Origin of the sequence: Bradyrhizobium sp. LA2.1 (assembly GCF_040547725.1) — a bacterium.
GTDB lineage: Bacteria > Pseudomonadota > Alphaproteobacteria > Rhizobiales > Xanthobacteraceae > Bradyrhizobium > Bradyrhizobium barranii.
Genome location: NZ_JBEPQI010000002.1, coordinates 274,255 through 300,938, shown reverse-complemented (window position 1 = coordinate 300,938; position 26,684 = coordinate 274,255). Strand labels below are relative to the sequence as shown.

The 26,684-nt window shown below is 61.8% G+C and carries 26 protein-coding genes; 14 read left to right on the top strand and 12 right to left on the bottom strand.

Going from position 1 to position 26,684, the window contains the following annotated elements; genetic code table 11:
- Window positions 1-11: 11 nt before the first annotated feature.
- A complete protein-coding gene (locus ABIB95_RS04300) occupies window positions 12-425 on the top strand; it encodes a cupin domain-containing protein (protein WP_354238018.1) in 414 nt (137 codons plus the stop codon).
- A gap of 52 nt (window positions 426-477) precedes the next feature.
- Window positions 478-1,356, top strand: a complete 879-nt coding sequence (locus ABIB95_RS04295; protein ID WP_354238017.1) for a bifunctional helix-turn-helix transcriptional regulator/GNAT family N-acetyltransferase — start codon at window positions 478-480, stop codon at window positions 1,354-1,356.
- A gap of 6 nt (window positions 1,357-1,362) precedes the next feature.
- Here the strand turns inward: ABIB95_RS04295 and ABIB95_RS04290 are convergent, their stop codons facing one another.
- Entirely contained in the window at window positions 1,363-2,583 is a 1,221-nt protein-coding gene (locus ABIB95_RS04290; RefSeq protein WP_354238016.1) for an MFS transporter, read from the bottom strand.
- Between the two features lie 305 nt (window positions 2,584-2,888).
- On the opposite strand from ABIB95_RS04290, the gene ABIB95_RS04285 reads away from it, so the two are divergent.
- Window positions 2,889-3,350 carry a cupin domain-containing protein gene (locus tag ABIB95_RS04285; RefSeq protein WP_354238015.1) on the top strand — a complete coding sequence of 154 codons (462 nt, stop codon included), beginning with the start codon at window positions 2,889-2,891 and terminating at the stop codon, window positions 3,348-3,350.
- Between the two features lie 16 nt (window positions 3,351-3,366).
- On the opposite strand, the gene ABIB95_RS04280 is transcribed toward ABIB95_RS04285, so the two are convergent.
- Together ABIB95_RS04280 and ABIB95_RS04275 are read right to left on the bottom strand one after the other, a co-directional pair.
- Entirely contained in the window at window positions 3,367-3,945 is a 579-nt protein-coding gene (locus ABIB95_RS04280) for a DUF308 domain-containing protein (RefSeq protein ID WP_354238014.1), read from the bottom strand.
- A gap of 104 nt (window positions 3,946-4,049) precedes the next feature.
- The gene (locus ABIB95_RS04275) at window positions 4,050-4,634 is read right to left on the bottom strand and encodes a TetR/AcrR family transcriptional regulator (RefSeq protein WP_085402797.1); all 585 of its coding nucleotides are present in this window, start codon (window positions 4,632-4,634) and stop codon (window positions 4,050-4,052) included.
- Window positions 4,635-4,712: 78 nt separating this feature from the next.
- Between ABIB95_RS04275 and ABIB95_RS04270 the strand changes: the two genes are divergently transcribed.
- The 4 genes from ABIB95_RS04270 (at window position 4,713) to ABIB95_RS04255 (ending at window position 10,186) form a co-directional block, all read left to right on the top strand.
- Window positions 4,713-5,210, top strand: coding sequence for a peptide deformylase (locus tag ABIB95_RS04270; protein WP_354238013.1), 498 nt, complete (start codon window positions 4,713-4,715; stop codon window positions 5,208-5,210).
- Window positions 5,211-5,660: 450 nt separating this feature from the next.
- Window positions 5,661-7,403, top strand: a complete 1,743-nt coding sequence (locus ABIB95_RS04265) for an adenylate/guanylate cyclase domain-containing protein (protein ID WP_231144868.1) — start codon at window positions 5,661-5,663, stop codon at window positions 7,401-7,403.
- Window positions 7,404-8,011: 608 nt separating this feature from the next.
- Window positions 8,012-9,106: a transglycosylase SLT domain-containing protein gene (locus ABIB95_RS04260; RefSeq protein ID WP_354238012.1), complete on the top strand. Its 1,095-nt coding sequence runs from the start codon at window positions 8,012-8,014 to the stop codon at window positions 9,104-9,106.
- Between the two features lie 465 nt (window positions 9,107-9,571).
- Window positions 9,572-10,186 carry a tetratricopeptide repeat protein gene (locus ABIB95_RS04255; protein WP_085402793.1) on the top strand — a complete coding sequence of 205 codons (615 nt, stop codon included), beginning with the start codon at window positions 9,572-9,574 and terminating at the stop codon, window positions 10,184-10,186.
- A gap of 448 nt (window positions 10,187-10,634) precedes the next feature.
- On the opposite strand, the gene ABIB95_RS04250 is transcribed toward ABIB95_RS04255, so the two are convergent.
- Window positions 10,635-11,273 (bottom strand): hypothetical protein, encoded by a 639-nt coding sequence (locus ABIB95_RS04250; RefSeq protein WP_354238011.1) that lies wholly within the window; start codon window positions 11,271-11,273, stop codon window positions 10,635-10,637.
- A gap of 41 nt (window positions 11,274-11,314) precedes the next feature.
- On the bottom strand, window positions 11,315-11,602 hold the full coding sequence (locus ABIB95_RS04245; protein ID WP_354238010.1) for a hypothetical protein: 288 nt from the start codon (window positions 11,600-11,602) through the stop codon (window positions 11,315-11,317).
- 320 nt (window positions 11,603-11,922) lie between these two features.
- Here ABIB95_RS04245 and ABIB95_RS04240 point away from each other — a divergent pair, with 320 nt between their 5' ends.
- From ABIB95_RS04240 to ABIB95_RS04220, 5 genes are all read left to right on the top strand, one after another.
- Window positions 11,923-12,924 carry an ABC transporter substrate-binding protein gene (locus ABIB95_RS04240; protein ID WP_354238009.1) on the top strand — a complete coding sequence of 334 codons (1,002 nt, stop codon included), beginning with the start codon at window positions 11,923-11,925 and terminating at the stop codon, window positions 12,922-12,924.
- A 296-nt stretch (window positions 12,925-13,220) separates the two neighbouring features.
- Complete coding sequence (locus ABIB95_RS04235) at window positions 13,221-14,894, top strand: arylsulfatase (RefSeq protein WP_354238008.1); 1,674 nt, start codon at window positions 13,221-13,223, stop codon at window positions 14,892-14,894.
- A 360-nt stretch (window positions 14,895-15,254) separates the two neighbouring features.
- The gene (locus ABIB95_RS04230) at window positions 15,255-15,518 is read left to right on the top strand and encodes a hypothetical protein (protein WP_028157629.1); all 264 of its coding nucleotides are present in this window, start codon (window positions 15,255-15,257) and stop codon (window positions 15,516-15,518) included.
- A 189-nt stretch (window positions 15,519-15,707) separates the two neighbouring features.
- On the top strand, window positions 15,708-17,036 hold the full coding sequence (gene clcA, locus ABIB95_RS04225; protein WP_354238007.1) for a H(+)/Cl(-) exchange transporter ClcA: 1,329 nt from the start codon (window positions 15,708-15,710) through the stop codon (window positions 17,034-17,036).
- A 360-nt stretch (window positions 17,037-17,396) separates the two neighbouring features.
- Entirely contained in the window at window positions 17,397-17,783 is a 387-nt protein-coding gene (locus ABIB95_RS04220; protein ID WP_354238006.1) for a hypothetical protein, read from the top strand.
- A 147-nt stretch (window positions 17,784-17,930) separates the two neighbouring features.
- On the opposite strand, the gene ABIB95_RS04215 is transcribed toward ABIB95_RS04220, so the two are convergent.
- Window positions 17,931-18,449: a DUF8737 domain-containing protein gene (locus tag ABIB95_RS04215; protein ID WP_354238005.1), complete on the bottom strand. Its 519-nt coding sequence runs from the start codon at window positions 18,447-18,449 to the stop codon at window positions 17,931-17,933.
- A gap of 162 nt (window positions 18,450-18,611) precedes the next feature.
- On the bottom strand, window positions 18,612-18,977 hold the full coding sequence (locus tag ABIB95_RS04210; RefSeq protein WP_354238004.1) for a P-loop NTPase family protein: 366 nt from the start codon (window positions 18,975-18,977) through the stop codon (window positions 18,612-18,614).
- 210 nt (window positions 18,978-19,187) lie between these two features.
- Here ABIB95_RS04210 and ABIB95_RS04205 point away from each other — a divergent pair, with 210 nt between their 5' ends.
- Both ABIB95_RS04205 and ABIB95_RS04200 read left to right on the top strand, forming a co-directional pair.
- Complete coding sequence (locus ABIB95_RS04205) at window positions 19,188-20,159, top strand: LysR family transcriptional regulator (protein ID WP_354238003.1); 972 nt, start codon at window positions 19,188-19,190, stop codon at window positions 20,157-20,159.
- Window positions 20,160-20,354: 195 nt separating this feature from the next.
- Complete coding sequence (locus ABIB95_RS04200) at window positions 20,355-20,864, top strand: GFA family protein (RefSeq protein WP_354238002.1); 510 nt, start codon at window positions 20,355-20,357, stop codon at window positions 20,862-20,864.
- 95 nt (window positions 20,865-20,959) lie between these two features.
- On the opposite strand, the gene ABIB95_RS04195 is transcribed toward ABIB95_RS04200, so the two are convergent.
- The 5 genes from ABIB95_RS04195 to ABIB95_RS04175 form a co-directional block, all read right to left on the bottom strand.
- The gene (locus ABIB95_RS04195; protein WP_135214285.1) at window positions 20,960-21,322 is read right to left on the bottom strand and encodes an ArsR/SmtB family transcription factor; all 363 of its coding nucleotides are present in this window, start codon (window positions 21,320-21,322) and stop codon (window positions 20,960-20,962) included.
- Window positions 21,322-21,984: an SRPBCC family protein gene (locus ABIB95_RS04190; RefSeq protein WP_354238001.1), complete on the bottom strand. Its 663-nt coding sequence runs from the start codon at window positions 21,982-21,984 to the stop codon at window positions 21,322-21,324. The genes ABIB95_RS04195 and ABIB95_RS04190 overlap by 1 nt, the downstream gene beginning before the upstream one ends.
- A 139-nt stretch (window positions 21,985-22,123) precedes the next feature.
- Window positions 22,124-23,002 (bottom strand): AraC family transcriptional regulator, encoded by an 879-nt coding sequence (locus ABIB95_RS04185; protein WP_354238000.1) that lies wholly within the window; start codon window positions 23,000-23,002, stop codon window positions 22,124-22,126.
- 205 nt (window positions 23,003-23,207) lie between these two features.
- Window positions 23,208-24,467 (bottom strand): serine hydrolase domain-containing protein, encoded by a 1,260-nt coding sequence (locus ABIB95_RS04180; RefSeq protein ID WP_354237999.1) that lies wholly within the window; start codon window positions 24,465-24,467, stop codon window positions 23,208-23,210.
- 104 nt (window positions 24,468-24,571) lie between these two features.
- Window positions 24,572-26,479 carry a Vps62-related protein gene (locus ABIB95_RS04175; protein WP_354237998.1) on the bottom strand — a complete coding sequence of 636 codons (1,908 nt, stop codon included), beginning with the start codon at window positions 26,477-26,479 and terminating at the stop codon, window positions 24,572-24,574.
- Between the last annotated feature and the right edge of the window lie 205 nt (window positions 26,480-26,684).

Below are 26,684 nucleotides of genomic sequence, written 5' to 3'. Positions count from 1 at the left end.
AGGAGCCGACCATGAGCCCCTATCCATTACGAACCCTGCGCATGCTTGCGAGCGCTGCCGTGCTCGCCACCAACCTTCTCACCCTGCCGGCGGCAGCCCAGCCGGCCGGCGTCACGCGCACCGACCTCCAGCGCCATGATCTCAGCGCGCCCGGCCGCGAGGCGGTCCAGGTCCGCGTCGACCTCGCGCCCGGAGTTGCGTTCGGCCGGCACACGCATCCAGGCGAGGAGATTATCTATGTGCTGACAGGCGCCATCGAATACGACGTCGAGGGCAAGCCCCCGGTGACGCTGAAGGCAGGCGACGTGCTGTTCATTCCGGCCGGAGCGGTTCATGCGGCGAAGAACGTCGGCACGGACACCGCGAGCGAGCTTGCGACCTATATCGTCGCCAAGGACAAGCCGCTGCTGACGCTGGTGAAGTGAGACCGGCCGTCTCGATTGACCCGCAGACAATATCTGACTAAAGTCAGGTATTATGCTTGATCCCGTCTCCCGCGTCCGCCGCTTCAATCGCGCCGTGACCTCCGCCGTCGGCGCGCTCGACACCTCGTTTCTCGGGCGCGGCCGGCCGCTTGGGGCGGCGCGCGTGCTCAATGCGATCGGACATGGGCGCTCGGACGTGGCGGAGATCCGCGATTATCTCGGGCTCGATTCCGGATTGATGAGCCGGCTGCTCCGCAGCCTCGAGGACGAAGGGCTGGTCGAGACCACGACGCATGAGGACGATGCGCGCCGCCGTGTCGCGACGTTGACGCGCGCGGGACGGCGCGAGTTCGCGGCCTACGAGGCGCTGTCCAATACGCAGGCCGAAGGCTTCCTGGCGCAACATTCGCAGCGCGAGGCGCTGCTGGCGGCGATGGACCTAATCGCCTCGGCGTTGACGCGCGAGCGCGTCGCGCTGGAGGAGATGGATCCGCGGAGCGAAGCAGCACGTTATTGCCTGCGCGAGTACTATTCCGAGCTCGGCCGCCGCTTCAAGCAGGGTTTTGACGTCTCGCTGTCGCGCGATCCTGACGCCAAGGACATGCGCCGGCCGCGCGGCACCTTCGTCGTCGCGATGTCCGACACGCTGCCGATCGGCTGCGTCGGACTGAAGGGAACGGATCACGGCTATGCCGAGATCAAGCGTCTCTGGGTTGCCCCCGCAGCGCGCGGATTGCGACTCGGCCGGCGCCTGATGGACGCGGCCGAGAATGCCGCACGCGACCTCGGCATCACGCTGCTGCGGCTCGACACCAACAGCGCGCTCGCCGAGGCCGGCCGGCTCTACCGCACCACGGGCTGGCGCGAGATCCCCCGCTTCAACGATGATCCCTACCCGGATCTCTTTTTCGAAAAACACATCCCGTCATAGACCTCGTCACGCCGCTGCCGCCGCGGCCTCGCCTTGCGGCTTCGCGAATGGCCTGAAATTCATCGCCATCAGGAAGGCGCCGAGGCCCATTGCCCAGGAGGCGATATAGAGCCAGGCGTAGCTGGAAAAGGCGTCGTAGATCAGGCCGCCGGCGAGCGGGCCGGTCGCCATGCCGAGGCTGCCGGCCATCGCCGTGCCGCCGATCACCGTGCCCATCATGCGCAGCGGAAAGTTTTCGCGCACCAGCACCGCATAGAGCGGCATGGTGCCGGCATAGATGAAGCCGAAGACCGCGCCGACCGCGTAGAACGTCGCGAGCTGCTGCGCGAAGACATAGGCGAGCGCGCCGAACGCCTGCAACAGCAGCCCCGTCACCAGCACGCGCTTGGCGCCGAAACGATCGCCGAGCAGCCCGAAGGCGATACGGCCGCCCATGCCGGCAAAACCCTCGATGCTGTAGATCGTCACCGCCGCGATCAGCGGGATGCCGCAGCTCACGGCATAGCTGACGATGTGGATGATCGGGCCCGAATGGGTGGCGCAGCAGAAGAAATTGGTCGCGAGCAGGATCATGAATTGCGGCGAGCGCAGCGCCTCGCCCAGCGACATCTCCCCTTGCGGCGCGCTCTCGCCCGCAGGCGCGGCCACGGCATGCGCGAGCGCGGGCGGGCGTCGTACCAGGAACGAGACTGGGATCATGATGGCGCCGACCACCAGCGCCACGATCTGCATCGAGGTGCGCCAGTCGTGGCCGGAGACGAGCCAGGCCGCGAGCGGCGCCATCGTCATCGGCGCCATGCCCATGCCGGCCGACACCAGCGAGACCGCGAGGCTGCGATGGGTGTCGAACCAGCCAGTGACGGTCGCCATCATCGGCGCGAAGATCGCCGCGCAGGAGGCGCCGACCAGAAGGCCGAACATGAACTGGAACGCCAGCAGCGAGGTCGCATGGCTTGCCGCGAACAGGCTGAGCGACAGCACGATCGATCCCGTCAGCACCACCGGCAGCGGCCCGAATCTGTCGGTCGCCGTGCCCCAGGCCATGCTGGTGAAGGCCATCGCCAGGAACCCGATCGTCATCGCGCTGGAAATTCCGGTCACCGACCAGCCGGTGTCCTTGGCGATCGGCTGGAGGAACACCGGCAGCGAAAACATGCCGCCGATCGCGACGCAGCCGAGCAAGCCGCCCGCGGCAACGATCACCCAGCGATAGTTGGAAGCGTTCATTTTGGTCTCCCGTCAGGTCTGTCTGGGTGGAAGACGAATGGGAACTGTGCCTGCCGACAACGGCATCGAGGACAACAGATTTTTTTGGCGCCGCCAAACAAAAATCCCGAAAACAACCCCATGCACAGTAGCCGGCCGCTGCCGGATCAAAGACTTACCAACGACCCGCAACGCGAGGGGCGCGTTTGACACGTCGGGCAAAACACCGGCACAATGTCATCATCCCGCCAACGCGATCTCATCACACTCCGGACGCCGCCGATCCGGTGCGCTCTCAATGCTCCGATTTCGGAGGGAATAGTTGCATGCCAAAGATTGATATCGCCACAGTGCCGGCCCGAAAGGGCTCCGGTTATCCCGCGCCGCTCGACGCGCCCTGCGCCGAGCGCATCCGCCAACGGCTGGGCAATGCCGGAAAGCTTAAGGATTTCGGCGTCAACCTGATGCGTCTGCCGCCAGGCAGCTGGTCGAGCCAGCGCCACTGGCATTCGCATGAGGACGAGTTCGTCTATGTGCTCGAAGGCGAGCTGACGCTTGTCGAGGACGAGGGCAAAACCGTGCTGAGCGCCGGCGACTGCGCCGCTTTCCCGAAGGGAAGCGGCAACGGCCATCACATGATCAACCGGTCCGATGCGACGGCCGTCTACCTCGAAGTCGGCTCGCGCTCGCCCGATGACCTCATCACCTGCTCCGACGTCGACATGATGAGCCCGGCTTCCAGCGGCCGGTTCCCGCACAAGGACGGCACGCCCTATCCGCAGGAATAGCGGCAACGGCGACGCCTCACATCGCTGCGCTACGCCGCCACTCGGTTACGGCCAGCCATACCGCGGAGACCAGGAAGTAGATCGCGCCAACTGCAGCGTAGCCCGCGACATTCGCGATCGTCGGAGACATCGGCGTCGTGGCCTGAAAGATGAAGAAGCCGCCGGCCAGAGCCGACTGGCCACCGCTGAGCACCATGGCCCACTGCGCGCCAAAACTTCTCCAGCGGCGGATTGCGGTTCCTAGCTGGAGCAATCCGGACAGGATCGCCCAGGCCCCGAAGACGCCGAGCACCCCGTTCATGCTCATCTGCAAGGCGACGAGGACCGCGACAGTGGTCACCAGGCTGACCAGAACGTTCAGCGCCTGCGTGCGATTTTGAGCGAGCCCGCCACTGCGCAACGCGTCGACCAAGTTGGCCGCGGCGTCCCATGCCGGATAGAGCACGAGCAAGGCTCCAGCGATCGCCGCAGATGACGGCCCGACGGCAAAGGCGGCAACGACCCAGGCGACGGAGAACGCCGCCCGAATGAAGTAGTAGACCTTCAGCCATTGCTCGCGGTCGGCCCGAACGAGATCCAATTGATGATGCGTCACTGCACTCTCTCCTTTACCTACTAGTTGGTAGTCTTACGCGCAACAAGTCGCCCTCCGCCCCCAGCGTGCCTGCGGGCGTGTCGTTGTCGTCTCGTCGAAATGTTTCAGTGCCTGGCGGACAACCGATCCAGCAGCGGCCCGGTGATCACACCGAACATCTTTGGGTCGCCATAGGCACGCGCCGACAGCATCGCGCCGTGAACGGTCGCCATGAAGCCTTCAGCCTCGATCTTCGCTGCGCTGGAGAGATGCAGCTGCCCCTTCCGCTTGCCGCGCTCCATCACCGAGGTCAGCCACGACGCCAGCGAACGGAAATGCGCGCGGACTTCCAGCGCCACCTCCTCCGGCAGGATCGGAAGCTCGCAGGCAAGCAGCGCACACACACAGAAGGGCGCCGTCGCATCATTGATGCACGCCTCCCAATACCGGACATAGCTTTTGAGCTGGTCGCGGGGGTCCGCGACATTGCGTTCGAGCGCGGACAGTCCCGCCTCGGCTTCCGCGCGATAGCGCGACACGAGGGTGCGGACCAGATCGACCTTGCTGGCGAAATGATGGTGGATGCTCGGCTTGCGGATGCCGACGATTTCGGCCACGTCGGCGTAGCTGAAGCCGTTATAGCCGCCCGCGATGATCAGGGTGCGCGCGCAGGCCAGGATGTCGTCGGCCGTCGAGGAAACGTTGGTCATGGCGGATTAGCTACCTTCCAGTTGGTAGGTCGTCAAGAACGGGATGCTTCAACCATCCGTGAGTGGTAGGGAGCCTGCATGACCATTCGTCCCCTCCTCCGCTATCCCGACCGCCGGCTCGCGATGGCGGCCCGTCCCGTCACCGCATTCGACGACGCCTTGCGCGAGCTTGCAGCGGATCTGCTCGACACCATGCGCGCCGCGCCCGGCATCGGCATCACGGCGCCGCATATCGGCGTGCCCTTGCGCGTCGTCGTGCTCGAGCTCGACGCCAAGGCGGGCCCGCAAACCTACGTCAATCCGGAGATCGAGTGGGCTTCGCCCGAGATGATCCTGCACAAGGAAGGCAGCGTCTCGATGCCCGGCGTCAACGACGAGGTCCAGCGCCACGCGGGGGTGCGGATCAGCTATCAGGATCTTGACGGCAACATGCAGACGGAGGATTCGGACGGCTTGCGCGCCGTTTGTCACCAGCACGAGATCGACCAGCTCGACGGCATGTTCTGGATCCAGCGGCTGTCGCGGCTGAAGCGGGAACGGCTGGTGAAGAAGTTCGAGAAGATGTCGCGGGATTGAGCGCGTCGCACAACCAGTGCAGGCTCGCCGACAGACCTGGTTGTGTCGATGCGTGTTGCAGCTCTGAGATGTTCATGGATTTCGGTAGAGGTCGGCACTGGGTCTCGGCATACAGAGCGAGATTTCAGAGAGAACTCCCGCCACTGCAGCTCCAGGTTTGCACGAAATTCAAGCCGATTGGCGTTGTACTTCCAGAGGGCGTGTACTCATTGAGGCGAGATGTCCGCTTTCGGATGCGAAGCAGAACTCACGTGCTCGATCCAAGCCTTACCGGTCGTGACCCAACTCGGACCTTCCGAGTTGCCGCACGCTTACTGCCGCCGTGCAACAGCAAATGCCGCCTCGGGGCAACAGGGCCCTCCCGCGATTACCGCTCACAGATCCGCAACAAAGTGCTAGGCTCCTCCTGGCCCCAGCGACGAATTTTTGGCTGGCCGTTCGGAGAGCGCTGTGACGGAGCAGCGGGTTCAAAGGCGATTAGCGGCGATTTTGGCTGCCGACGTGGTCGGTTACTCTGCGTTGATGCAACGCGCTGAGGAAGCTACCTATGCCGAGTTCGAGCGGCTCAAGCGAGAACTGATCGAGCCGAGCCTCTCCCGCCACGAAGGCCGTCTAATCAAGACAACGGGTGATGGCGCACTCGCCGAGTTCGCCAGTCCCCTCGCCGCCATGAGATGCGCGGTTGAGATACAGGACCATCTCGCCGAGGGTAGCGGTCCATTCAAGCTACGCATCGGGCTCAACCTTGGTGACGTGATCGTTGGACAGGACGACGACCTCTACGGCGACGGGATCAACATTGCTGTTCGGCTGGAGGGGATCGCCGATCCGGGCGGTATCCTGATTTCCGACAAGGTCTACAACGAAGTCGAGGGCAAGCTAGACGCTGGCTTCGAGGATCGTGGCGAGCAGCAGCTCAAGAACATCTCCAAGCCGGTCCGCGCCTACGCTGTCCGCGCCGGAGCGCCAGGGGCGCTGACAGAGGGGCTGAGTGCGGCCCCGCCACACCCGGACAAGCCTTCCATCGCCGTACTGCCGTTCGAGAACATGAGCGGCGATCCCGAACAGGAATACTTTGCGGACGGAATGGTCGAGGAGATCATCACCGCGCTGTCGCGCTTCAAGTCGCTGTTCGTGATCGCGCGCAATTCGAGCTTCACCTTCAAGGGTCGAGCGGTCGATATCAAGGAAGTCGGGCGAAGGCTCGGCGTGCGCTATGTCCTCGAGGGGTCTGTGCGGAAGGCGTCGGGGAAAGTTCGCATCACAGGGCAGTTGATCGATGCGGTTACAGGCGCGCACATCTGGGTGGACAGGTTTGAGCGTGACCTGACCGACGTTTTTGCTCTTCAGGACGAAGTAACGCTCGCCGTTGTGTCGGCCATTGAGCCAAAGATGCTTCAAACAGAAATTGAATTGGCGACGCGGCGGCGGCCAGAGAACCTCACCGCGTATGATTTTTATCTCCGTGCCATGCCGCAGTTCTACCTAAGGACCCGCGAAGGGTTGGCCGAGGCAATCCGACTGTTCCACCGCGCCTTGGAACTCGACCCTCGGTTCGGCGCTGTCGCGGCTCTGGCAGGTGTCTGCCACATGCTCAACGTCCTTTTGGGCTATGCCAACGATCCTCAGTTCGACCGCAAGGAAGCGGTTCGGCTTGCTCGTTTGGCATTGAGCATCGACGATGGCGATCCGGACACGTTAGCAAGGGCTGCCGTAATCTCGGCGTTCATGGTCGGCGATCGTGAAGCCGAGATCGAAATGGCTGACCGGGCGGTCGGGCTCAACCCAAATTCATGGCTCACATGGAGCTGCAGAGGCCATGTCTATAGAATTGCGGGGCTGCCGGAGGAAGCGATCTGGAGCTTTGAACGTGCCGTTCGCATGAGCCCAGTAGACCCGCTACTATACATGACGCTTACTGGCATTGGGCAGGCCCTTATCGAGCTTCGCCGCTTTGACGAAGCCATCGTCGTATTGAAGAAAGCCCTTCGTCAGAATCTATATTTGGCAACTTACCAATGGCTCGCGTCCGCCTTCGCCCATCTCGGACGTGACGCTGAGGCGCACGACGCGGCGGCGCGTGTGCTTGAGATCGATCCCGCCTTTACAATATCGGCGCTTATCGCCCGGGCCGGACTATCAAACGCAAAGCTGTTTATTGAGGGTCTTCGGAAAGCGGGGTTGCCCGATTAGCTCTCCATCCCATGAGGCGATTGAATAGCGGCACTCTGCTGCGACGCATGAGTCCGGTTATGGCCCATCGCTTCAGTTTGCGACATGTCCGGAGCGGGGAGTAGACCGGAAGTCGTCGAGCTACGGGCCAACCGACGCATTTTGACCCAACTGAGACATTGGCGCACTAGTTTACTGTTGTGCAAGAATGCGGCAGGCGCTGTGGTAAGCTGCAACGCTCCGGCCCGAGCGGAGACAACGGTCACGGCAGACCCGAGCTTGGCTAGACCGGCTCCGCTGAGACCGACGCTAGCGGTCATAAAGCGGATCGCGATTGTCCATCCCAGCGAACCGTCCTCGGGTCTTGCGACGTCGCGGCCTCGAGATGCTTGGGAGCGGCGTGCGCGCGGTCGCCGGTCTCGATGCGCTAACGCACGAAGATGCCTTGTTTAGCGATGGTTGCGCGATATGGCGCCCGTCCTGTTCCTCGACGGGAGACGCATCACGACCGCAACTTTCAATTTAGGCAATCTTGGCGACGCGGCCGAGACTGGCCGCACCTGCGCCACAGGTGTGCCCCATTGTCATCCCCTCACCTCCTTAATCTGCGTGCCAAGTCGGGGACGTGAATGGGGGGGACCGCGGCCGCGCGGCTGGCGACATTGAAGATTTGGCAAACAAGCTGTATTGCCGTCGCGCTGACAGCGACTTCGCTTGTCGCGATTGGTCAGATCGCGGTACCGCGCCCAAGCATCGCAACGCCGAATGCAAGAGTGGCTGATGCATTCAGCGGCATCCCGCTGAATGTGACGACGGTTCTGACAAATGCTGGCGCCGCGTTTCCGGCCCCGGCCATCGAGACGAAATTCGATACAGGATTATCGGCTAATGCGATCGTTGCGGCGGGATTCAGCGCCGCGGCGCCGGACTCGGTGCCGCCGTCCGATGTAACCACTTCGCAAGAGCCAATGTTGCAGGTCGCCAGCCTTGAGGCACCGTCGCCCGAGAACTCGGCGATGCTACAGCAGGACCGTCCGCCCGTTGCTTCGCCCAATCCGGGCGAAGGCAAACCGTCGTATCTCAAATACTACGTCTACTCGGAAATTCCGCCGCCGGAAAAACCCGCAAAGATCGCCTTGTCGGCGTTGAGCGACGTTCCGCTCGGAACGCCCGTCCAGGAGATCGAACGTGCTGCCGAAGCGTTCGGTGTCGATGTCAATTTCATGAAGGCGGTCGCCAAAATCGAATCCGATTTCAATCCCAAGCAACGCACCGGCTCATATATCGGCCTGTTCCAGCTGAGCAAGTTTGAGTTCAGCAAATACGGATCGGGCGACATCCTCAATCCTCGCGACAACGCTGTAGGTGCCGCCTACAAGTTTCTCAGCGAGGCTGCGCTATTCGAAATATTGACGCAGAAAAAGCCGACCCTTTCCGACCTCTACCTGATCCACCAGCAGGGCTGGGAAGGAGCCGCCCAACACATCAGCCGTCCGCAGCGGATTGCCTGGAAGTCGATGTGCGCAACCCGGGAGGGCTCGGCAAAGGGCGAGCGATGGTGCAAGCGCGCCATCTGGGGCAATACGCTGCCTGCGGTCAAACGCGAATGGAAGTCGGTCGATGATCTCACCTCGGGTGCGTTCGTGGCGATGTGGCGGGACCGCGTCGACACGCTCTATGCCCGCTATCCTGTGCTAACTGCGGCGGCCGAACGCTCGAGATAGAACAGCTTGCGACTGCCCACACGCACACCTCTGGGTCGACATTCGTTTCGTCGAGAAGCTGTGTCGGCAATCTAGTTTCCGGCGCCAGGTAAGTTTGCGTTCCGCTCAGAGACTGGGTGGTTGTTCGGCTCCCGCGGCCGGATTGACCCAATACCTCGACCAGTGCCGCTCCGCGGCCCGGACTCCTAGATTATTCACAGGCAATCACGTCGGCTGATGACCCATCAGCGAAGTGACGACACTCCTCGTTGAGGTCCGCTTAGTGGGGTGAAGCGGACTGGATTTGCTCACTCTGAGTTCTTCGCATTTTGACCCGCTGCGGGCATTGACCGGCTCATAAGACAACATTGCTGTCACACCAAATCTCGTTTTTCTAAATACCTTTCCAGGAATGTTTGAGGTAAGCCGGAGTTAACATGTTCGGCTGGATTGGGAGCTCGAAGGCGTAGCTTGCAGGAGGTTCCTATGGCCAACTTGATGATCAGGATTGTGACGCTGACAACGTGTTCGATTGCGCTGATCGCTGCGTTCTCGGTCACTCCGGCTGTTGCGGCCCCGGGCACTGAGCCAGGTGGCAGTGAGGCAGACTATAGCGGGATGGGGCAACGCTCCGCTTATCCGCCTTCGTCATACCCGAAGCGGTCGGGCAACAAGGCCAACCACGCGCCCAAGGCCAAAAAAGCCAAGCAGTCCCTGTTCGACGACCCCGCCTTTGCTCATGGGTACCGCGCAGCTTATTCGGCGGTCTACGACCGCACTGACTATGCCTCTGCGATTGAGCAGTTGAAGACGCTCGGCCACGACGATCACCCGAATGTGGCCAACCTCATCGGCTACTCATATCGCAAGCTCGGCGACTACAGGCAGTCGCAGCTCTGGTACGAGCGCGCGCTGAAGGCCGATCCGAACCATGTGCTGACCTGGCAATATTACGGTCTATGGCAGCTCGAGCAGGGCAACCGCGAGCAGGCCCAATATCATTTGAGTCGGATCGCGGCGATTTGCGGGACTGGCTGCGAGGAGTACCGGTCGTTGGCCGCCGCGCTAGAGAAGCCGACCGGCACTAGCCTGGTTTATTAGGACGCTTTGCAGCGGCGGTCAGAGCTCGGCGCTAACGCGACGGGTGAGGCTATGTCTGTTCATGGCCGATTGTGTTGCAAAAGTCGAAAGTTGCAGGGCTCAAGATTTTTCGCGAAAACACTAAGCAGCGAGCGATCGCTGATTCGTATGACCTCAATCGCGCTACCGAAGTCGCCTGTGAATTTTGCGTGAGGCCGTGAGGTCCCTCGCATCTTGTACGCGAAAGTCGCGCCCACGGCCCGCAGAATTTTGGTCATCGGCGAAAATCGACTTTTGCAACAATATCGACCCTTTGCGGACTCTCGACGTTGAGCCCGATCTGTCTGGAAAGCGCGCTGGAGACAAAGGTTGGAGATGGCCGAACAGCAATTCCGCGCCCTTCATTCGGAACATCATCATGATCACAGGACTCCCCGCTGGGATTGTGCTCGCGAATCGCGTGGTCTTGCTATCGCTGCCCTGGAATGAACCGAGAGACCTTCGTGAAGATGTCGACGCCCATTGTCGCGAGAAACTCGGCCACTTTGAAATGAACTAACGCCGCTCTCAGAACTGCTTCCTCGCCCTTCTTCTCATTCCAATCATGAACCTTCTCAGCTATCGCACTGTACGACTCGTCGACTTCCACTGCCTTCACCACATCAGCATAAGCTTGAGTCCAAGCCGCATTCCCTCGCGTGGCTTGTCCGGCTAGGACCAACTCTACCGCAGGTTCTTCCGCCTTCGGGTGCTCCAAAACATTAGTATCCTTGTTTACGGTCACGGCAGCTACAGCGCCTGCAATAAAGGCGTCAGTTTCCTTGTACTTGACCTTCTTGGGGGCGAGATCTTTCCAGTCCTGAATTGCGTGCGTAGCTTCGTGCACCATGTACATTTTGGAACGTTCAGGCTCAACTCCTTCGTACAAGATCAAACGCTTGCTATCACTGCGATAGAGGCCAACGTGGCCCTTTAGCTTTGCGGCGTTTACCTCGAAGACCCGGATTTTTTCCTGGTGCACGAGCGATCTGATTGCGCTGTATAGATCAGGTGTGTATTCCAACCCTGTTTCGGGACTGACGAAATTGATCTTGCCGACGCTTCCCATTCCTAGGGCACCGTTTAATGGTTCCAACTCTTTGACCGTAGTCAGGCCCTTTTCGAGCCCCTGAAAAAGAAATCGTTCTCGTAAGCATCTGCGATCCCCTGGCTGAGTGTCGCGTGCGCGCCGTTGCTCAAATTGGTACGGAAGAGCAGCGAGAGGGCCTTAGCCTGATGTGGCGTTATTTTTTCTGTCTTAAAAATCGGAAGAACAATCGCCGTGAGCTGCTTCGTCCCGATGCTCGTAAGCTGCTTTCCGCCCGACGCTTTGTTCCAACGTTCCCAAACGCCTGCATCATTTTCCTTGAGTAACTTTGCAAACTCTTCGTCGCTCATAGCTAACCTCCCGGATGAATAGCGGTTGCCATGCGAGCCTCCTGCGGCGGAGGAATTGCAAGCATAGTGTCACCCTAAATCTCTCCGGCAACGTCGTTCCGTGGCTTGGGGCCATCTGTCGCATGTCGGGATGTCAGCTTCTGGCCCCTTTGAGACATGCCGCCCCTCACGATGAATGTCGGTTTTCGGGGGTAAAGCGGAAGTAGCGCGGACATCGCCAAACCGTCGCTTTTGACCCAAAGCAGACTTTCACCGGCCTGATTACACTTCCAAGGCGCCACCTTTTGTCTGTACGATAGTTCGGCTTGGCTGAGGGCCGCATGAAACGGCGCGAGTTCATCACGGTTGTTGGGGGTATGGCTGCAACGTGGCCGTTCGCAGGTCATGCTCAGCAATCGACCAAGCTTCATCAGATCGGTGTGCTTTCACTCGGCCGCGGTGACAAGTCCGACGCAAGTCTAAAGACTCTCGATGCGTTTGTGCCGGCATTGCGTGTGCTCGGCTATACTGAAGGAAAGAATGTCGCGTTTTACCGTAAATTCGCAGACGGTGATGAGGACAAGCTCAACGAGTACGCGCAGGAATTCGTGACGCACCGCGTCGACGCAATTGTTGCTTTGGCTACCCCGGCCGTCCGCGCAGCCAAGAAAGCGACTTCCACCATTCCGATTGTCGGCATAGGCATGGCAGATCCCGTCGACGACGAACTCGCTTCCAGCCTGGCGCGGCCGGGCGGCAATGTCACCGGGACGGCATTTCTCGGCCCGGAGTTGGTGTCCAAACGGCTTCAACTGCTTAAGGAGATCGTTCCCGGTCTCTCTCACGTTGTCGTTTTGTGGCACCCTCGTGCATACGGTGAGCGCACAATGAAGGGGATGCTGAACGAGATTGAGAGCGCCGCCCGATCTCTCGGAGCAAGCCTTCAACTTGTGCCGGCGGATAGCCCCGCCGATCTCGAAAGCGCGTTTGCGGAGTTGGCCAAAGCGCGAGCGGATGGTCTCGTCGTGTTTCCTAGTCCGATGCTGTACAGCCAGTACTCTCGGATTGTACCCTTTGCCGAGAAGAACCGCCTCCCGACGATCTACGCCGCCAGAGAGGGCGTGGAGCTCGGTGGCCTTGTCTCTTACGGAGTCAACCTGCCTGACCTGTCACGCGCGACCGCTATCTATCTGGACCGAATACTCAAAGGCGCAACGCCGGCCGAGTTGCCGATACAGCAGCCAACCAAGTTCGAGCTGGTTGTAAACCTTAAAGCGGCCAAGGCGCTTGGTTTGGCGGCTGGTCGAGACTCTCTCCTGACCGCCGACGAAGTGTTCGAATGAGCAGGCAGAATGTCTGCGATTGGCCCCTTTGAGACATGCCGCCCCTCACGATGAATGTCGGTTTTCGGGGGTAAAGCGGAAGTAGCGCGGACATCGCCAAACCGTCGCTTTTTGACCCGCAGCGGACATCGTGGAGCGACGCCTAGCAAGCGGCATAGACCCGTCACAATCGGTGTCTTGATCTAAATCAAACAATCGCACATTGAACACGCTGTGGCGCAGAGCTAAAAGCACGACCGCGACATATCCATTCGTTTGGCACAAGTGACCGACCTTTGAAATCGGAGGAAACAGTCATGAGTATCCGAAAGAGTGTTGCGCACGGCATGTTCGCACTGTTCGGCGCGATGTTGGTTGCGGTACCTCAAGCGACCGCACAGCAGCAGAAGCGGCCAAATGTCGTCATGCTAATGACGGATGACACTGGATGGAACGATTTCGGCGCCTATAGCGGGGGTGGCGCCGCGCTCGGCCATCCAACACCAAACATCGACCGGATCGCTAAGGAAGGCGCGACGTTCACGAACTGGTACGGGCAAGCAAGCTGCACGGCAGGCCGCGCCTCGTTTATAACCGGACGTATTCCGATCCGTTCGGCGCTCTCCATCGTGGTCGCTCCGGGCGATGAGAATGCGCTCAAAAAGGAGACGCCGACCATAGCCGAATTTTTTCAAAAGAACGGCTACTCCACCTACTTTTCTGGCAAGTGGCATCTCGGTGATAAGCCGGAGTCCTATCCGATCGAGCACGGGTTCGACGAGATGAAGGCGTTCGCCGCATACTATCCGGGCGTCTACACCTATGCCGATACGTCCAAGTGGTTTCATCCATGGTTTCCCTCGTACAACCCAGAGATCGCGAAAGCCTATTTTGATGTCGTAAACATGTACGAGTGGGAGGGAGTTGCTGGACAACCGGCGAAGAGAGGCGAGTACATTACGTACGATTACCTCGCCAACTTTGACGTCCGGCAGGCTGATTACGCAATCGATTACATCAAGAAGCACGCCAAGGACGCCAAGCCATTCTTCATGGACGTCAATTTCATGAAGATGCACAACCCGACCAACGCATCATCAAAATTCGCCGGGAAGTCGCGGTTGGGCGATTACTCGGACTCGGTGATAGAACTCGATGACGACATCGGCCGGGTCATGGACGCGATCCGTGCCGAAGCGCCGAATACGATTGTGATCGTGACGGCAGACAACGGGGCGTGGCAGGATGCTTATCCTGATGCGGGCACCACGCCTTTCCGCGGCGAAAAGGGTTCAGCATTTGAAGGAGGCTGGCGCGTACCCGGGTTAATGTGGTGGCCCGAACATATTCCCGCCGGTGCAAATTACCATGAAATGATGTCCCATATCGACTGCTGGGCAACGCTCGCCAAGATGGTCGGCCTGAGCCCGCCGCCGCACGGCGCATGGACCGACGATAATGGCAGGCCAATCTACTTCGACAGCATCGACAACAGCGAGTACATCCTCGGCCGCGCGAAGCACTCGGCACGAAGGTCGTGGATTTACATCGACGGCGAAAGCTTCATGGGAGCGCGGGCGGATGTCGGCGGTGATCCAACCAACCCCGATCTCAGCATCGCGTGGAAGTATCTCTGGACGGCCAAGGACACTTGGCTCGGTCCGGAGCAAAATCTCGGCGCGATTGGCTCGGTCTACAATCTGACGATGGACCCATTCGAGAAATACGACATGGTTTTCAACGGCGCGATGTCGGCACGTATGCCATTGCAGTCGCCGGGCAAGTACACCGGACAGGACAACGGCTGGGTCTTGGCACTAATCTTCCCGATCGTAATGGAATTCAACAAATCGATTGCCGACTATCCAAGCATCAAGCGTAAGCCGGGCGGAGCCTCGAACGATTGGAGACCGGATCTGCAGCGCCCGGAAAACCCGGTCCCGATGCTCGACATGAAAAACCTGCCGAATATCAAGGGGAGCGGTGGGTAATATCGCGACGTCCCGTGAAGCCATTGGCTGACGGGCTGCATCAAGCGGCATACGGCGGGTCGGCTTTCACGAGCGGCTCGCCGTCGCGCATCGAGTGCTTGCCCGGCGGGAGCCAACGTCGCCTTTTGGCCCATCAGCGAAGTGACGACACCTTTCATTGAGGTCCGCTTGGTGGGGTAGAGCGGACTGACTTTGCTCACTCTGTGTTCTTCGCATTTTGACCCGAAGGCGACATCCGAGGAGGTCGCCAGACAATAGCCTTGCTGAGATCACTCTCCTTGACATTTCAGCTTGTCGACGCTGACGCTGCATTGCTCGGCGATCGTCTTGCAGCCTTCGCAGCGTTGGAAAGGTATCACCATGAGGAAGACGTTGTTGGCTCTCGCTGCCGTCGCGACTTTGGTCGTTTCAGCAGCCTCGCCCGCTTATGCCGGTCCGCGCTATGATTACGGCCCCGGCGGCAATCCGTATCCGCGCACTTATCCTGGACCCGGCGGCTATCCGTACTGGTCGGGCTATGTCGATGCCCCGGTTGGAGAGCCGATCCCGCCCTGCCACTGGATAACCCAGCGCTTCTGGGACGGGCATGGCTGGCGCGAGCGCCGCGTGCGCATCTGCGGCTGATCAGGTCGCGGCTGTTTCAGTTGTCTGTTTTTGGCCCGTGGCTGACCTCTGCTCAGAGGGCTGCGGTGAGGTCCCTAGCATATCGGTCCGAGAGGCAGTTGTTCGGTCAAGTTGGAAGCATTCTTTTCCGGGACATTCGCCAGTGATTTTGGCAAAGATTATCCCTTCCGAAGGCCTCGGGATCCAGCCGTGGACCATAACCCTGACGACGACCGGCAAGTCGCAGACGAACGTCGCAGCCTGTTGGGGCTCGCGGCGATGGCTCTCATCATAGGAGCGGCGACTGGATGTGTTGGGGCGATCTTCCGGCTTTTGCTCGCGCATGCCGATCGTCTGCGCGATGCGATGATCGCCTGGGCCCATGGCCACGCAATCTGGGGGTTCTTGACTGTCGTCGGCGCGTGCGCTGTCGCGACCCTGGTTGCCGCGTGGATGGTGCGGCAATTCTCGCCACACGCTTCGGGCAGCGGCATTCCGCATGTCGAAGCTGTTCTGCGCGAAGAGATCCCGCCGGCTCCGTTTCGCCTGGTGCCAGTGAAATTCTTCGGCGGAATACTGGCGATCGGCTCCGGGCTGGCGCTGGGCCGTGAGGGGCCGACCGTCCAGATGGGCGCCGGTATCGCGGTTTTCGCTGCGCGCGTCTGCCGGTTGTGTTGGGCGGACTCGCGAGTGCTTCTGGCGGCCGGCGCCGGCGCCGGCCTTGCAACGGCCTTCAATGCGCCGATTGCCGGGCTCGTGTTCGTGCTGGAGGAACTGGTGCAGAGGTTCGAACACCGTGTTGCCATCGCCGCCCTTGCAGCACTGGCGACGGCGATCCCGGTCGCAAGGCTGCTTCTCGGTGACGCGCCCGACTTTCACATCGGGCCGCTGAGCTATCCCAGCGCTGAGTCCGCCCCGCTGTTCCTTACTCTGGGTGGCATCGCAGGCCTGCTGGCCGTCGCATACAATCGCACCCTGCTCGCGACCATCGCAGTTCGCGACCGATTTGGAGGGCTACCGATCGAGCTACGCGCCGGATTGATCGGCGCAAGCGTCGGCATGTTGGCCTGGTTCGCGCCCGAACTGGTCGGTGGCGGAGATCAGATCACGCAGCGGGCGCTGATCGGCCACGAGAGTGTCGGGATCCTGGGGGGCGCATTCCTGATCCGATTCGGGCTCGGCGCTCTCTCATACGCTGCCGGCACGCCCGGCGGCCTGTTCGCCCCCTTGCTCGTGCTGGGAGCCCAGTCTGGGTTGCTGTTCGGGGCGGCTTGCCGTCTTGCATTCCCGGCGATCTCTATCCAGCCGGAAGCATTTGCTTTGGTGGGCATGGCCGCTCTCTTCACCGGAGTTGTGCGCGCGCCGGTGACCGGCATCGTTCTCGTCGCTGAAATGACCGGTAACGTGACGATGCTGCTGCCGATGCTGGGAGCTTGCTTCATGGCGATGCTGCTGCCCATGCTGCTGGGTAATGCGCCGATTTACGATTCCCTGCGTGAGCATACGCTGCGCTTGGAGCGGCAAATCAGACAGAGATGAGATCGGTGTCACCCACCCCAACGACGCCGATGCGTTGCAACGTTTTGAGCCTTCGACCTCCCCATCGGCAATTCTGTTCTTGAGCAGCGTTCATTTCCGCTTTTGGGCCCCTGGCGGACGCTTTGTGGTCTTTGCTCAGATGTCGGCTTGTGACCCAACGCGGACGTAACCGCTGTGCGCAGGCGGGAACCAAGACCTCCTTCAATGCGACGAAACAAAACCTGCCGGGATGAAACCATTTTCCGACGTTCACGAAGGAATGGTGAAACCGCCGGCCATTAGAAAGCGACCACAGGAAGCGATGGGCCGAGGGGGCGCTGCGTAGGGAACGACAATCGCCGTGGGGCGAGGAGCGAAGCCATGTCACAGATTCGCAAAGCTCTTCTAGGCGCTGTCGCGACCGCGTTGACGCTCGGTGCAGTGCAGTGCGCTTCAGGTCACGACCTCGTAAACCGCTGGCAGGCGGTCTCCGAACAGTCAAGCCACATCGTCAATCGCGCCGGCAAGGCAGATCATCTTGCCGACCGCAAGCCTTTCGCAGTTCCGACGAAAACGGTTTCGCTGCGCTTGAACGATCTCGCCGATACCTCGGTCCTGCTGCGTATTCCGTCTGCGCAGGCCCGCACCACCAAGCCGCCGACGCTGCTGCGGAATCAGAGCCGTAAGCCGACACTTGCCTGCGAGCCCGTGGTCAGCGCGCTCACGGAAGTCGCAAGGCTTCTGCAGCCCGGCCGTTGCGTAACCTGATCGGCTCAATCCTCACCGTTCATAAGCCGACCGGAACGCAAACGGCCGCGCGTTGCCTTCATGCGCCAACGGCTGCTCGAGGCAGCCGCCGATTGGTAGGGAGGGCGAGGCCTCTGTCGGAGGGTACTACTACTTTAGCGGTCCGTCTCAGCCCGCGCCGGCCAGTGCCGCGGCATCGGCGCCGAGCCGTGGGCGTGCCAGAAAATAGAATGCGGAGACGTGCGTGATCATCAGCAGCGGCACGTAGATGATCGGGATCGCGTAGGTTGAGCCAAGCCACTCCGCATGCGCGGGAAGGCCGACCTGGATGGCGTCATAGTAGTCGACGACGAGATCGACCGTGCCAGCGAGATTGAAGGCGACGACGAACAGCCAGAAGAGCGTGCGTATCCTCACCGTGAGAAGCGCCAGCATGGCCAGCACGCCAGTCGCGAAGTCGCCCCAGGCGGCGAACACCGCGAATCCAGCCGGCAAGTCCGGACTCACGACGCCAGGAAGGATGAAGACGAGCCCGAAGAAGCGGAAGCTGTGCAGAGTGGCGATGGCACGGTGCGCGTCGCGCCCGTCCATCGACCTGAGCCAGGGCCAGACATACGTGCCGAAGCAGAGCAGCCACGCGACATAACCGAGGGCAAGATGTATCCGGAAGAGCGTTTCTGTCGTCATTTTGGCCTCCAATCAGATCGCGACTAGCGCGTAGAGCAACCAGGTCCATACTGCCGTGAATGGGACGGGCCAAAGCAGGCCATGCCAGGCTCGAAGCGGCGGGACGATCGCAGCGGGAGCAGCATCGGTGGTCATCGGCCGCCCTCCATCCGGGTCTCGCCCTTATTGCCGACGCTCGGGATTGGCCATGAGCAGGCGGAGCGGCAAAAGCGGACCGATTGCGATATACTCGTGGTCCATCAGATCTTGCCTGGCCAATGGGAGATCCTCCATGATCGCCTGCGCCCCGGCGACATCCCCGGCATCGACGAGGAAGATCGCTCCGCGCCCATCGCCACGCGAATACCACTCGCGAATTTTCCCATTGAGATAGAGCTGCACCGTCTGCTGGATTTCAGCGGGCATGACGGCCATCACCTGCTCGCGCGTGACGCCCGCCTTCACGGTCAGGATGACCATCACCCCGGTGGTTGTGGGCGACATGGCTTGTGAGATGGCTTGTGTTTGGGCAACGGATGGATCGGTCATGGAAGTCGCTCCCATCAGGGTTAGGGTGAGCATGACGACAAATTTACAGATGACTTTCATCGGTCTCGTTTTCCGGAGCACGGCGGTCCCCTTGGTTCTCTGAGATCGCGCTGACGTCGCAGATGTCCGCCATCAGCGATGCTTCCGATCTGCGAGCGAGACATACGATCGATTGGCGCGAGCGACTATTCGGGATAATGTTGATGGGCTATGAAGCAGAACTTCACAGTCAGACAAGGCGCGCTCGATGGCGTGGAAGCGTTCCTGCGCGTCGCCCAGTACCGCAGTTTCCGCCGGGCAGCCGCGGAGCTCGGGGTCACGCCATCGGCCATCAGCCAGGCGGTCCGTGCGCTCGAGGCGCGTGTCGGCGCAGCCTTGTTCATACGCACGACACGCAGTGTCGGCCTGACCGAGGCCGGCGCGCAATTCCTCTCGCGCGCAAAGCCCGCTTTCGAGGAGCTCGTCGCCGCAAGCGAGGTTGCGCGCGATCTTGGGCAGCGTCCGACTGGACTGTTGCGCCTCACGGTGCCGCGCGCGGTGGTACCGATCCTGCTGGAGCCGCTGATCGCATCCTTCTGCCAGGCCTATCCCGAGGTCGAGGTGGAGATCGCCGCCGGCGAGGAATTGGTCGACCTCGCGGCCAAGGGGTTTGATGCCGGCGTCCGGATGGGCCAGTTCATCGCCACCGACATGGTCGCGGTGCGGCTGACGCCCCCTTTCCCGTTCATGGTCGTCGGCAGCCCCGACTATCTACGCCGGCACGGGCGGCCCGAGCGTATCGACGACCTGCGTCAGCACGCATGCCTGCGCATTCGCCGCAGCAACGGATCGATCGCGCCCTGGTCTCTTGTCGATGGCAACAAGACAGTCGAAGCGATCGTCTCGGGGCCGTTGATTGCCCACGACTTTCCCACCATGCTTGGCGCCGCCGTGGAAGGCATGGGACTTGCGCAAGTGCCCGCGCCGATCGCCACCAGCCTGGTGAAGACGGGAAAGCTCGTACAGGTCCTGAAGTCTTTCGCGCCAATGGCGCCGGGCGTGTTTCTCTACTATCCGAGCCGCCATCAAACGATGCCGAAACTGAGAGCCTTCATCGATCACGTGAAGGGCCGCCCGGTCGCCGCCGGCAAAACGCGCGTTCACGTTGATGACAAGCGAACGCGCGGGACGAAAACGCGCTGATATCGAAAGCGCGGAACGGTTGATCAAGCAGTTCGAGAAGATGTCGCGGGGGTGAGGGAGACACCGCAGCAAAGCGGTGTCACCGCTTTCGCTTGCGTGCTTTGCCGTATGATGCGAGGAACCTGCGCGTACCGGCTTCCGCGTAACGCCAGAGTTCCGCAACGGCGAGAACAACCCCATGGTGATTGCAGGCAGATGACCCACTCCCCCGTCATGATCGCGTCGTGCGCCTGCGGCAGCGTCGAAGTCAAAGCGCTCGGCAAGCCGATTGTCAGCGCCACCTGCTATTGCGACGACTGCCAGAAGGGTGCGGCGCAGCTCGAGGCTCTGCCGAATGCGCCTGCCGTCCGCGATCCCGGCGGCGGGACGGCCTATGTGCTTTATCGCAAGGACCGCTTCGAATGCTCCAAGGGAGCCGAGCTCCTGAAGTCTCATAAGCTCAAGGACATTTCGCCGACCAACAGGGTTGTCGCGACCTGCTGCAACTCGGCGATGTTCGTCAGTTTCGATCGCGGTCCGCATTGGGTCTCGGCCTACCGGGCGCGATTTCACGGCGAGCTCCCTACCCTGCAGGCCCGGATCTGCACGAAGTTCAAACCGGAAGGCGTCGTGCTGTCGGACGATGTGCCGAGCTATCGAAGCTATCCGCCCGGTCTCATGGTCAAGCTTCTGGCCTCGCGCATCGCGATGGCGCTGGGAAGATGAGCGCGTGGAATGGGGAGAGCGCAGCGAAACCCATCGGGTTCAACGCGCGGTATTGATGGGTTTCGTTTCGCTCTACCCATTCTACATCGTGGAGCTCACGCCCTCTTCCCGCTCCGTTTGGTCATCGGCGCGTGACGGCGCTCCCGTTTGCCGCGCGCGATCTCCGTCGCCAGCGCGTCCAGCTTCGGCTCCCAGAAGTTCCTGAACTGACCGATCCACGCATCCACCGACCGAAGCCCCGCACCGTCGACCGAATAGAGCCGTCTTTGCGCCTCCGCCCGAACCGTCGCAAAGCCGCTCTCGCGCAGCACCTTGAGATGCTGCGACACGGCCGCCTGCGTGATCCCGAACTCGGCCCCGATCGCTTCAACGACCTCACCGGACGCCATCTCCCCCGGGGCGAGCAGCTCAAGGATACGACGGCGCACGGGATCGGCGAGGACCTCGAAGACGTGCATCAGCTTCCTGTGCCCGGATGTGCGACGTCAGGCGGCATCTCGCCGCGGTAGAAGGCGATGGTGCGGTCGGAGCGCTGCTTCGCCGTGTCAGGATCGACCCCGCTTGCGACATGCGCCGCGCACCAATATTCACCGCTTGTCGTCATGAATTCCTTGCCGGCAGGAGAGCCCATCCAAGCCTCGGCCGTCTCGTGGTCGACCGATGCGCCGGTCGCAACATATCGCTCCAATCCCGCGATGGCGAGATCCCAACCGATACCCACCGCACCAGGACCGAACTGATTCCAATGGTCCTCGATAATTGCGGTGTGCTCCAGCGTCAGACGCGCCTGATCCCGTTCTGCCGCCAGCTTGACGTCGATCCAGCTCATCCCGTCGCCGAATTCCCACGTCGCTGCAAAATGCGTCGGCGGCGCACATGCCGTGATGGTGCCGCCCGCGTTCCCCTTCAGCTGGTACCTCCCGCCCAGCTGGAGGTCTCCCTCGACCGGCAGGAACCAGCGCGGAATGCGTTGCCGGCTGGTCACTGCGTCCCAGAGATCGTCGACACTGGTCTCGTAAAGCCGCGTCAGCGTCACCGTGCTGGCTGCTTTTCCATCCTTCTCGAAATTCTTCACCGAACGCGTGACAAGCCCCAAGACCCTGGCGACGTCGATTTCCATTGCATCCCTCCGTATCGTTTCGCGCAATGGCGAGTATCGGCCTTCACTAATATAAGTCAACTCTTATATTAATGAGGCCGTGCCGCTGTGTGGAGCGCGCGATATTGATTGATGCCAGTTCGTCCGCCGTCGGAGGGCGCTATTTCAGAGGCAGGAACACGTCCGCAACCGTCTCATGCTCCGGCACCTCCGGGAAGAAGCTCAGCCGCTGGCAATAGATCGGGAAGTCGCGTGCTTCCTCGCCGCTGGCCGGAAGCCAGTCGCGATAGAGGTAGAGCGCGGCGGGTTCCAGATTGTCGGTGTAGCCGACGACACGCAACACCGCGCAGCGTCCGCCGGGGATCTCGCCGGCCTTGATCTCTTCGCCATTCGCCTCGATCGGCTGGTCGGTCCCGACACAGAGGTCCGTGCTGTAAGTGGCGGGCGAGGAAGGACGGCGTTCGGACCGCCAGACATTGAAGGTCGGACTTGTCCTGGGGTGCAGGCCGGCTTTCTTTCGCCACGCGATGAACCGCCGGATGGTGTCGCCGAGCGTCGCCGGGTCGCCCCGATGCTCCATGATCGCCACCTTCGTGGAGGGCACATCGCGTATCGTCACGTCGTCAGTGGAAAAAGCCTTCATGAGCTTGCTCCTCGCGTTGTCGAGAGGCCCGAAGGCCACAAGCCACGGCTCCCAGTCGGGAGAGTTGCGGAACGACGACGGCGATTGCCCAAACCGTTGCCGAAAGGCGCGGGCAAAGGCGTCCGGTGCATCGTAACCGGCGTCCATCGCGATGTCAGTGACACCAAGGGCGTCACTGTAGGCCAGCATGTAGGAAGCGCGCTTCATACGGGCCAGCTGGACATAGCGATGCACTGACAACCCGAAGGTCGCCGTAAACTGCCGGTGGAAATGAAATTTCGAGAAGGCCGCAACACTGCTCAGCGTTTCCAGGTCCAGATCGCTGTCGAGATGCCGGTCGATATGGTCCAGCACCCGCCGCATCCGGTCCTGATAGTTTTGCAGCGCCGCCTTCATCGTCCCTCCTCCGTGGCGCCTCCAGATAGCCGCTGACGGCGATCATTTGCTCGACCGATCTTGCGGTTTGGAAGTTGTCGCGAATTCGTCGGCCCCGTAGGGCGGATTAGCGAAGCGTAATCCGCCATCTTCAACGCGGCTCGATGACAGGTGGTGGATTACGCCTTCGGCTAATCCACCCTACGCCATCAGCCCCCGCCACGCCCTACCCGCCGGCCATCAGTTCCTTCGCCAGCGCCATATAGGCCGGCAGCGTCATGGGGTCGTTGGCGGCGTTGCCCGCGACGGGGTGCGATGCGTAGCGCGCGATCACCATCTCGGCTTTGGGATCGACGTAGATGCCCTGGCCGTGAACGCCCCGCGCCATATAGGCGCCGTGGGCATTGTGCGTGACCCACCATTGGTTGCGATAGGACGCGCCGGGCAGCGTGGTGTAGCCGGCCGGCTTGAACTTCTCGGGATCGCCGCCGCGCGCGATGTCCTCGACTACCTGTGACGGAACGATCTGGCGGCCGTTGAAGCGGCCATGATTGCGCATGGTCTCGCCGAAGCGGGCGAGATCGCGCAACGTGGTCGAGAGGCCGCCACCGCCGCTCTCGGTGCCGATGCGATCGACGTGATAATGCGCGTCTTCCTCCGCTCCCATCGGCGTCCAGATGCGCTCGGAGAGAAGCTCGGACAATGTCATGCCGCTGGCGCGCCGGCAGATCCACGCGAGCACGTCGGTGTTGACGGTCTTGTAGGCAAAGGCCTTGCCGTGCTCGCCCTGCTTCTTCTGCGCGACGAGGAAATCGAAGATATTGGTCGCACCGTCATAGTCAGGCGGAATCGGCGCCATGCCGTTGGCACGCCGCAAGCCCCACACGTGGGAGTTCTTGTCGGTATAGACTTCAGTGTATTCGAGCCCCGTGGTCATATCCATAACCTCGTGCACGCGCGCATCGCCGAACGCGCTGGCCTTCAGCTCGGGCACATAATCCGTGACCTGTGTCTGCGGATCGATCTTGCCCTCGGTGACCAGAATGCCGGCCAGCACGCCGGTGAAGGATTTCGTCACCGACATCGCGATATGCGGCTTGTGCGGCTTCAGCGCGCCGAAATAGCGCTCATGGATCAGCTTGCCCCGATGCAGCACGGCGATGCCGTCGGCATAAGTCTCCTCCAGCATCTTCGCGAACGTCATGGGCCGGCCGTCCATGGTGGTCGAGGCGACCGCGCCGATGTCGTGGTCTTCCCGCGGCAACACGGACGCAGGCCCTGCCCCGCGCCAGACATTCACCGTCGGCACCAGCTGGCGGATATTGCTCCAGGCCCAGCGCAGCTCGGGGAAATTGCGGAACGAGCCGTTCTGGAAGGTGATGGTGCGGTCGGGAGATGGCGGGAAGCCCTTCATCCAGCCGAGCGCTTCGGGGTCGGTCTCGGTGGCGGTCGCGGGCTGTTGGTTGGGGGCTGTTGCGGCGGACATGAACACGAACTCCGGAGGCGACGATGTAGTCGGCGTATCATGGGACAGCGCCGTCTACATCCCGCGTTTGCGCCGGGGGCCTGTGCAGTGATCCCGCCGCGCTTTTACTCGAAGGTCGCGCTGTTCCAGTACACCGTCGGTGACGACTTGCCGGGATGCACGACAAGAAAGCCGCCCTGCCAGGGGACCACGCTGGGCGTCCGCTGGGTGAACGCGCCGGCGATGGTGCCTGAATCGCTCCAGTCCGCGCCATCGCTGGTGACCGAGTAGCGCACCTTCTTGTTGCTGTCGGCATAGAAGCAATAGAGCGTCCCGTTCGGCCCTCCGGCGAGCGCGCCGCTGGTGTCCGAACAGAGCGACATGCTCGGCAGCAGATTGGGGCCGGTCCAGTTCGATCCGTCGGACGACACATAGGCGCCGAGCACCGTCGGCATCCCCTTTTCGAGACCCGCGATCGGCGCCACGATCACCAGCGCGCCCCCGCAGTTTCCCACCGCGGGCGCCACCAATGCACCGCCTGCGACCGTCGCAGGCACCGGGCCGTCGACGCTTGGGAGCATCACGCGCTGCGGAGTCCCGAAGTGCACCCAGTCGGTCGTGCTGAGATACTGGATGCTTCCGTCGGCGCCGCCCCAGGCAATATACCAGGCGCCGTTGAACTGGCCGATGCTGGCCCCGGTCGTGGCCGGCGGTGCAGGCCAGAGCCCCGCTGCGCTCCACGGCCCTTCGGACCCACCAGAGGAGGTGAAGGCGACAAGGCTGCTCTTGCCGACACCGAGCAGCGCCAGTCCGCCCGAGGGCGTCGCGCAGGCGGCCAGTCCGGCGAGCGTGCCCACCTTCAGCGACGACGCACTGGACCATTTGCCCTGATTGAAGCTCCACGCAACCATCATCGGCGGCAAGGGACCCGTTCCGATGCACAGGATCTGCGATCCCGGCCTCGCCGCCAGCGCCACCGGAAGGAGGCTCGTCGCGAAGGGCGCGTCGGTGCCGAACGGCAGGAACGTCGGCGTCACGGCCCAGGAGCCCTTCTGCGATGGTCCCGTTGGGCCGGTCAGATCGCCCTTCGCGATCGGCAGGATCACTTCCGAGAGCCAGGCCTGCAGCGTGGTCGAGGCTGCCACGTACTGCACGGCGTCCTCGACCAGCACGTTCAGTTGCATGCCGCTGGCGGCGGCGGCGACCAATGAGCCTATCTCCGCGTCGGTCAGCGTGGGCTCGATCGGCTGTCCCCAGCGTCCCCTGAAGGCGAGCCAGGGTGGCGGGGTGACGGGCGTGGGAAGGATCGCCTCCGCATCGTTCTGGATCACGACCGGCGGGTTGGGCGTGACCAGATTGACGGTCGGACCGCCGCCGCGCGCGTAGTCGGCCACCGCGAAGCGCACGTCCCACACATCGACGCCGCCGATCTCGTAGGTGCTGTTGCTCGCGGCCGGATAGTTGGCATGCGACCCGCTCGCGACATAGACGTTCGGGTGCGTACCGCTGAGCGACAGGAAGCCGTCGTTCGGCGAGCACCATTGTCCGCCCGAATGCTGCGAGAAGAACACGCCGACGACCTGCTGGTCGATATTGACGCGCACCGTGACGCATTCCCAGTCGCCCCAATGGATCGAGAGCGGCATCAGCGCCTGACCGGTACTGCCGGTCCAGCCGGTGACCTCGAAGGTCTCCTGCCCGTTATAGGGATAGAACAGCCAGTACTGGAGATCGACCATGTCGGTGCGGTCGTCGACAGGCAGGACGTGAACATAGCTGGTGGCGGTGGGGATATAGCCCTTCATCAGCGAGGCCCATATCGCCTGCGGCGCAACCAGATAGTCGTCGGGGCTGCTCTGCTCGGCCGTCCCCCAATTCCACTGACCGGGACCGGAATAGATGCCGCCAGCGGCCTGATAGCCGACCTGGCCGATGTACCAGTCGGTCGACGAGGGCAGATTGACCTCGTCCTTGTCGAGATGAAGGATCGGCGCGAAGTTCGAGACGAGTTCGGCAAGCGTAGGCCAGGCCATGATTTGCTCCCTGCTGGTCGTAGATCGACGGTCGGGAGCTTCGAACAACCGATATTGGACGCGAGCCAGCCCCTGCGCGATAGCCTACAACAATACACGCTTAAAGCGAGATCACATCATGCTGAAACTGAGCGCAGATGAAACAGCGCGGCAGCGATGGAGAATTTCACACTGCTGTCATTCGTCTGTGTAGATGACGGCGCAC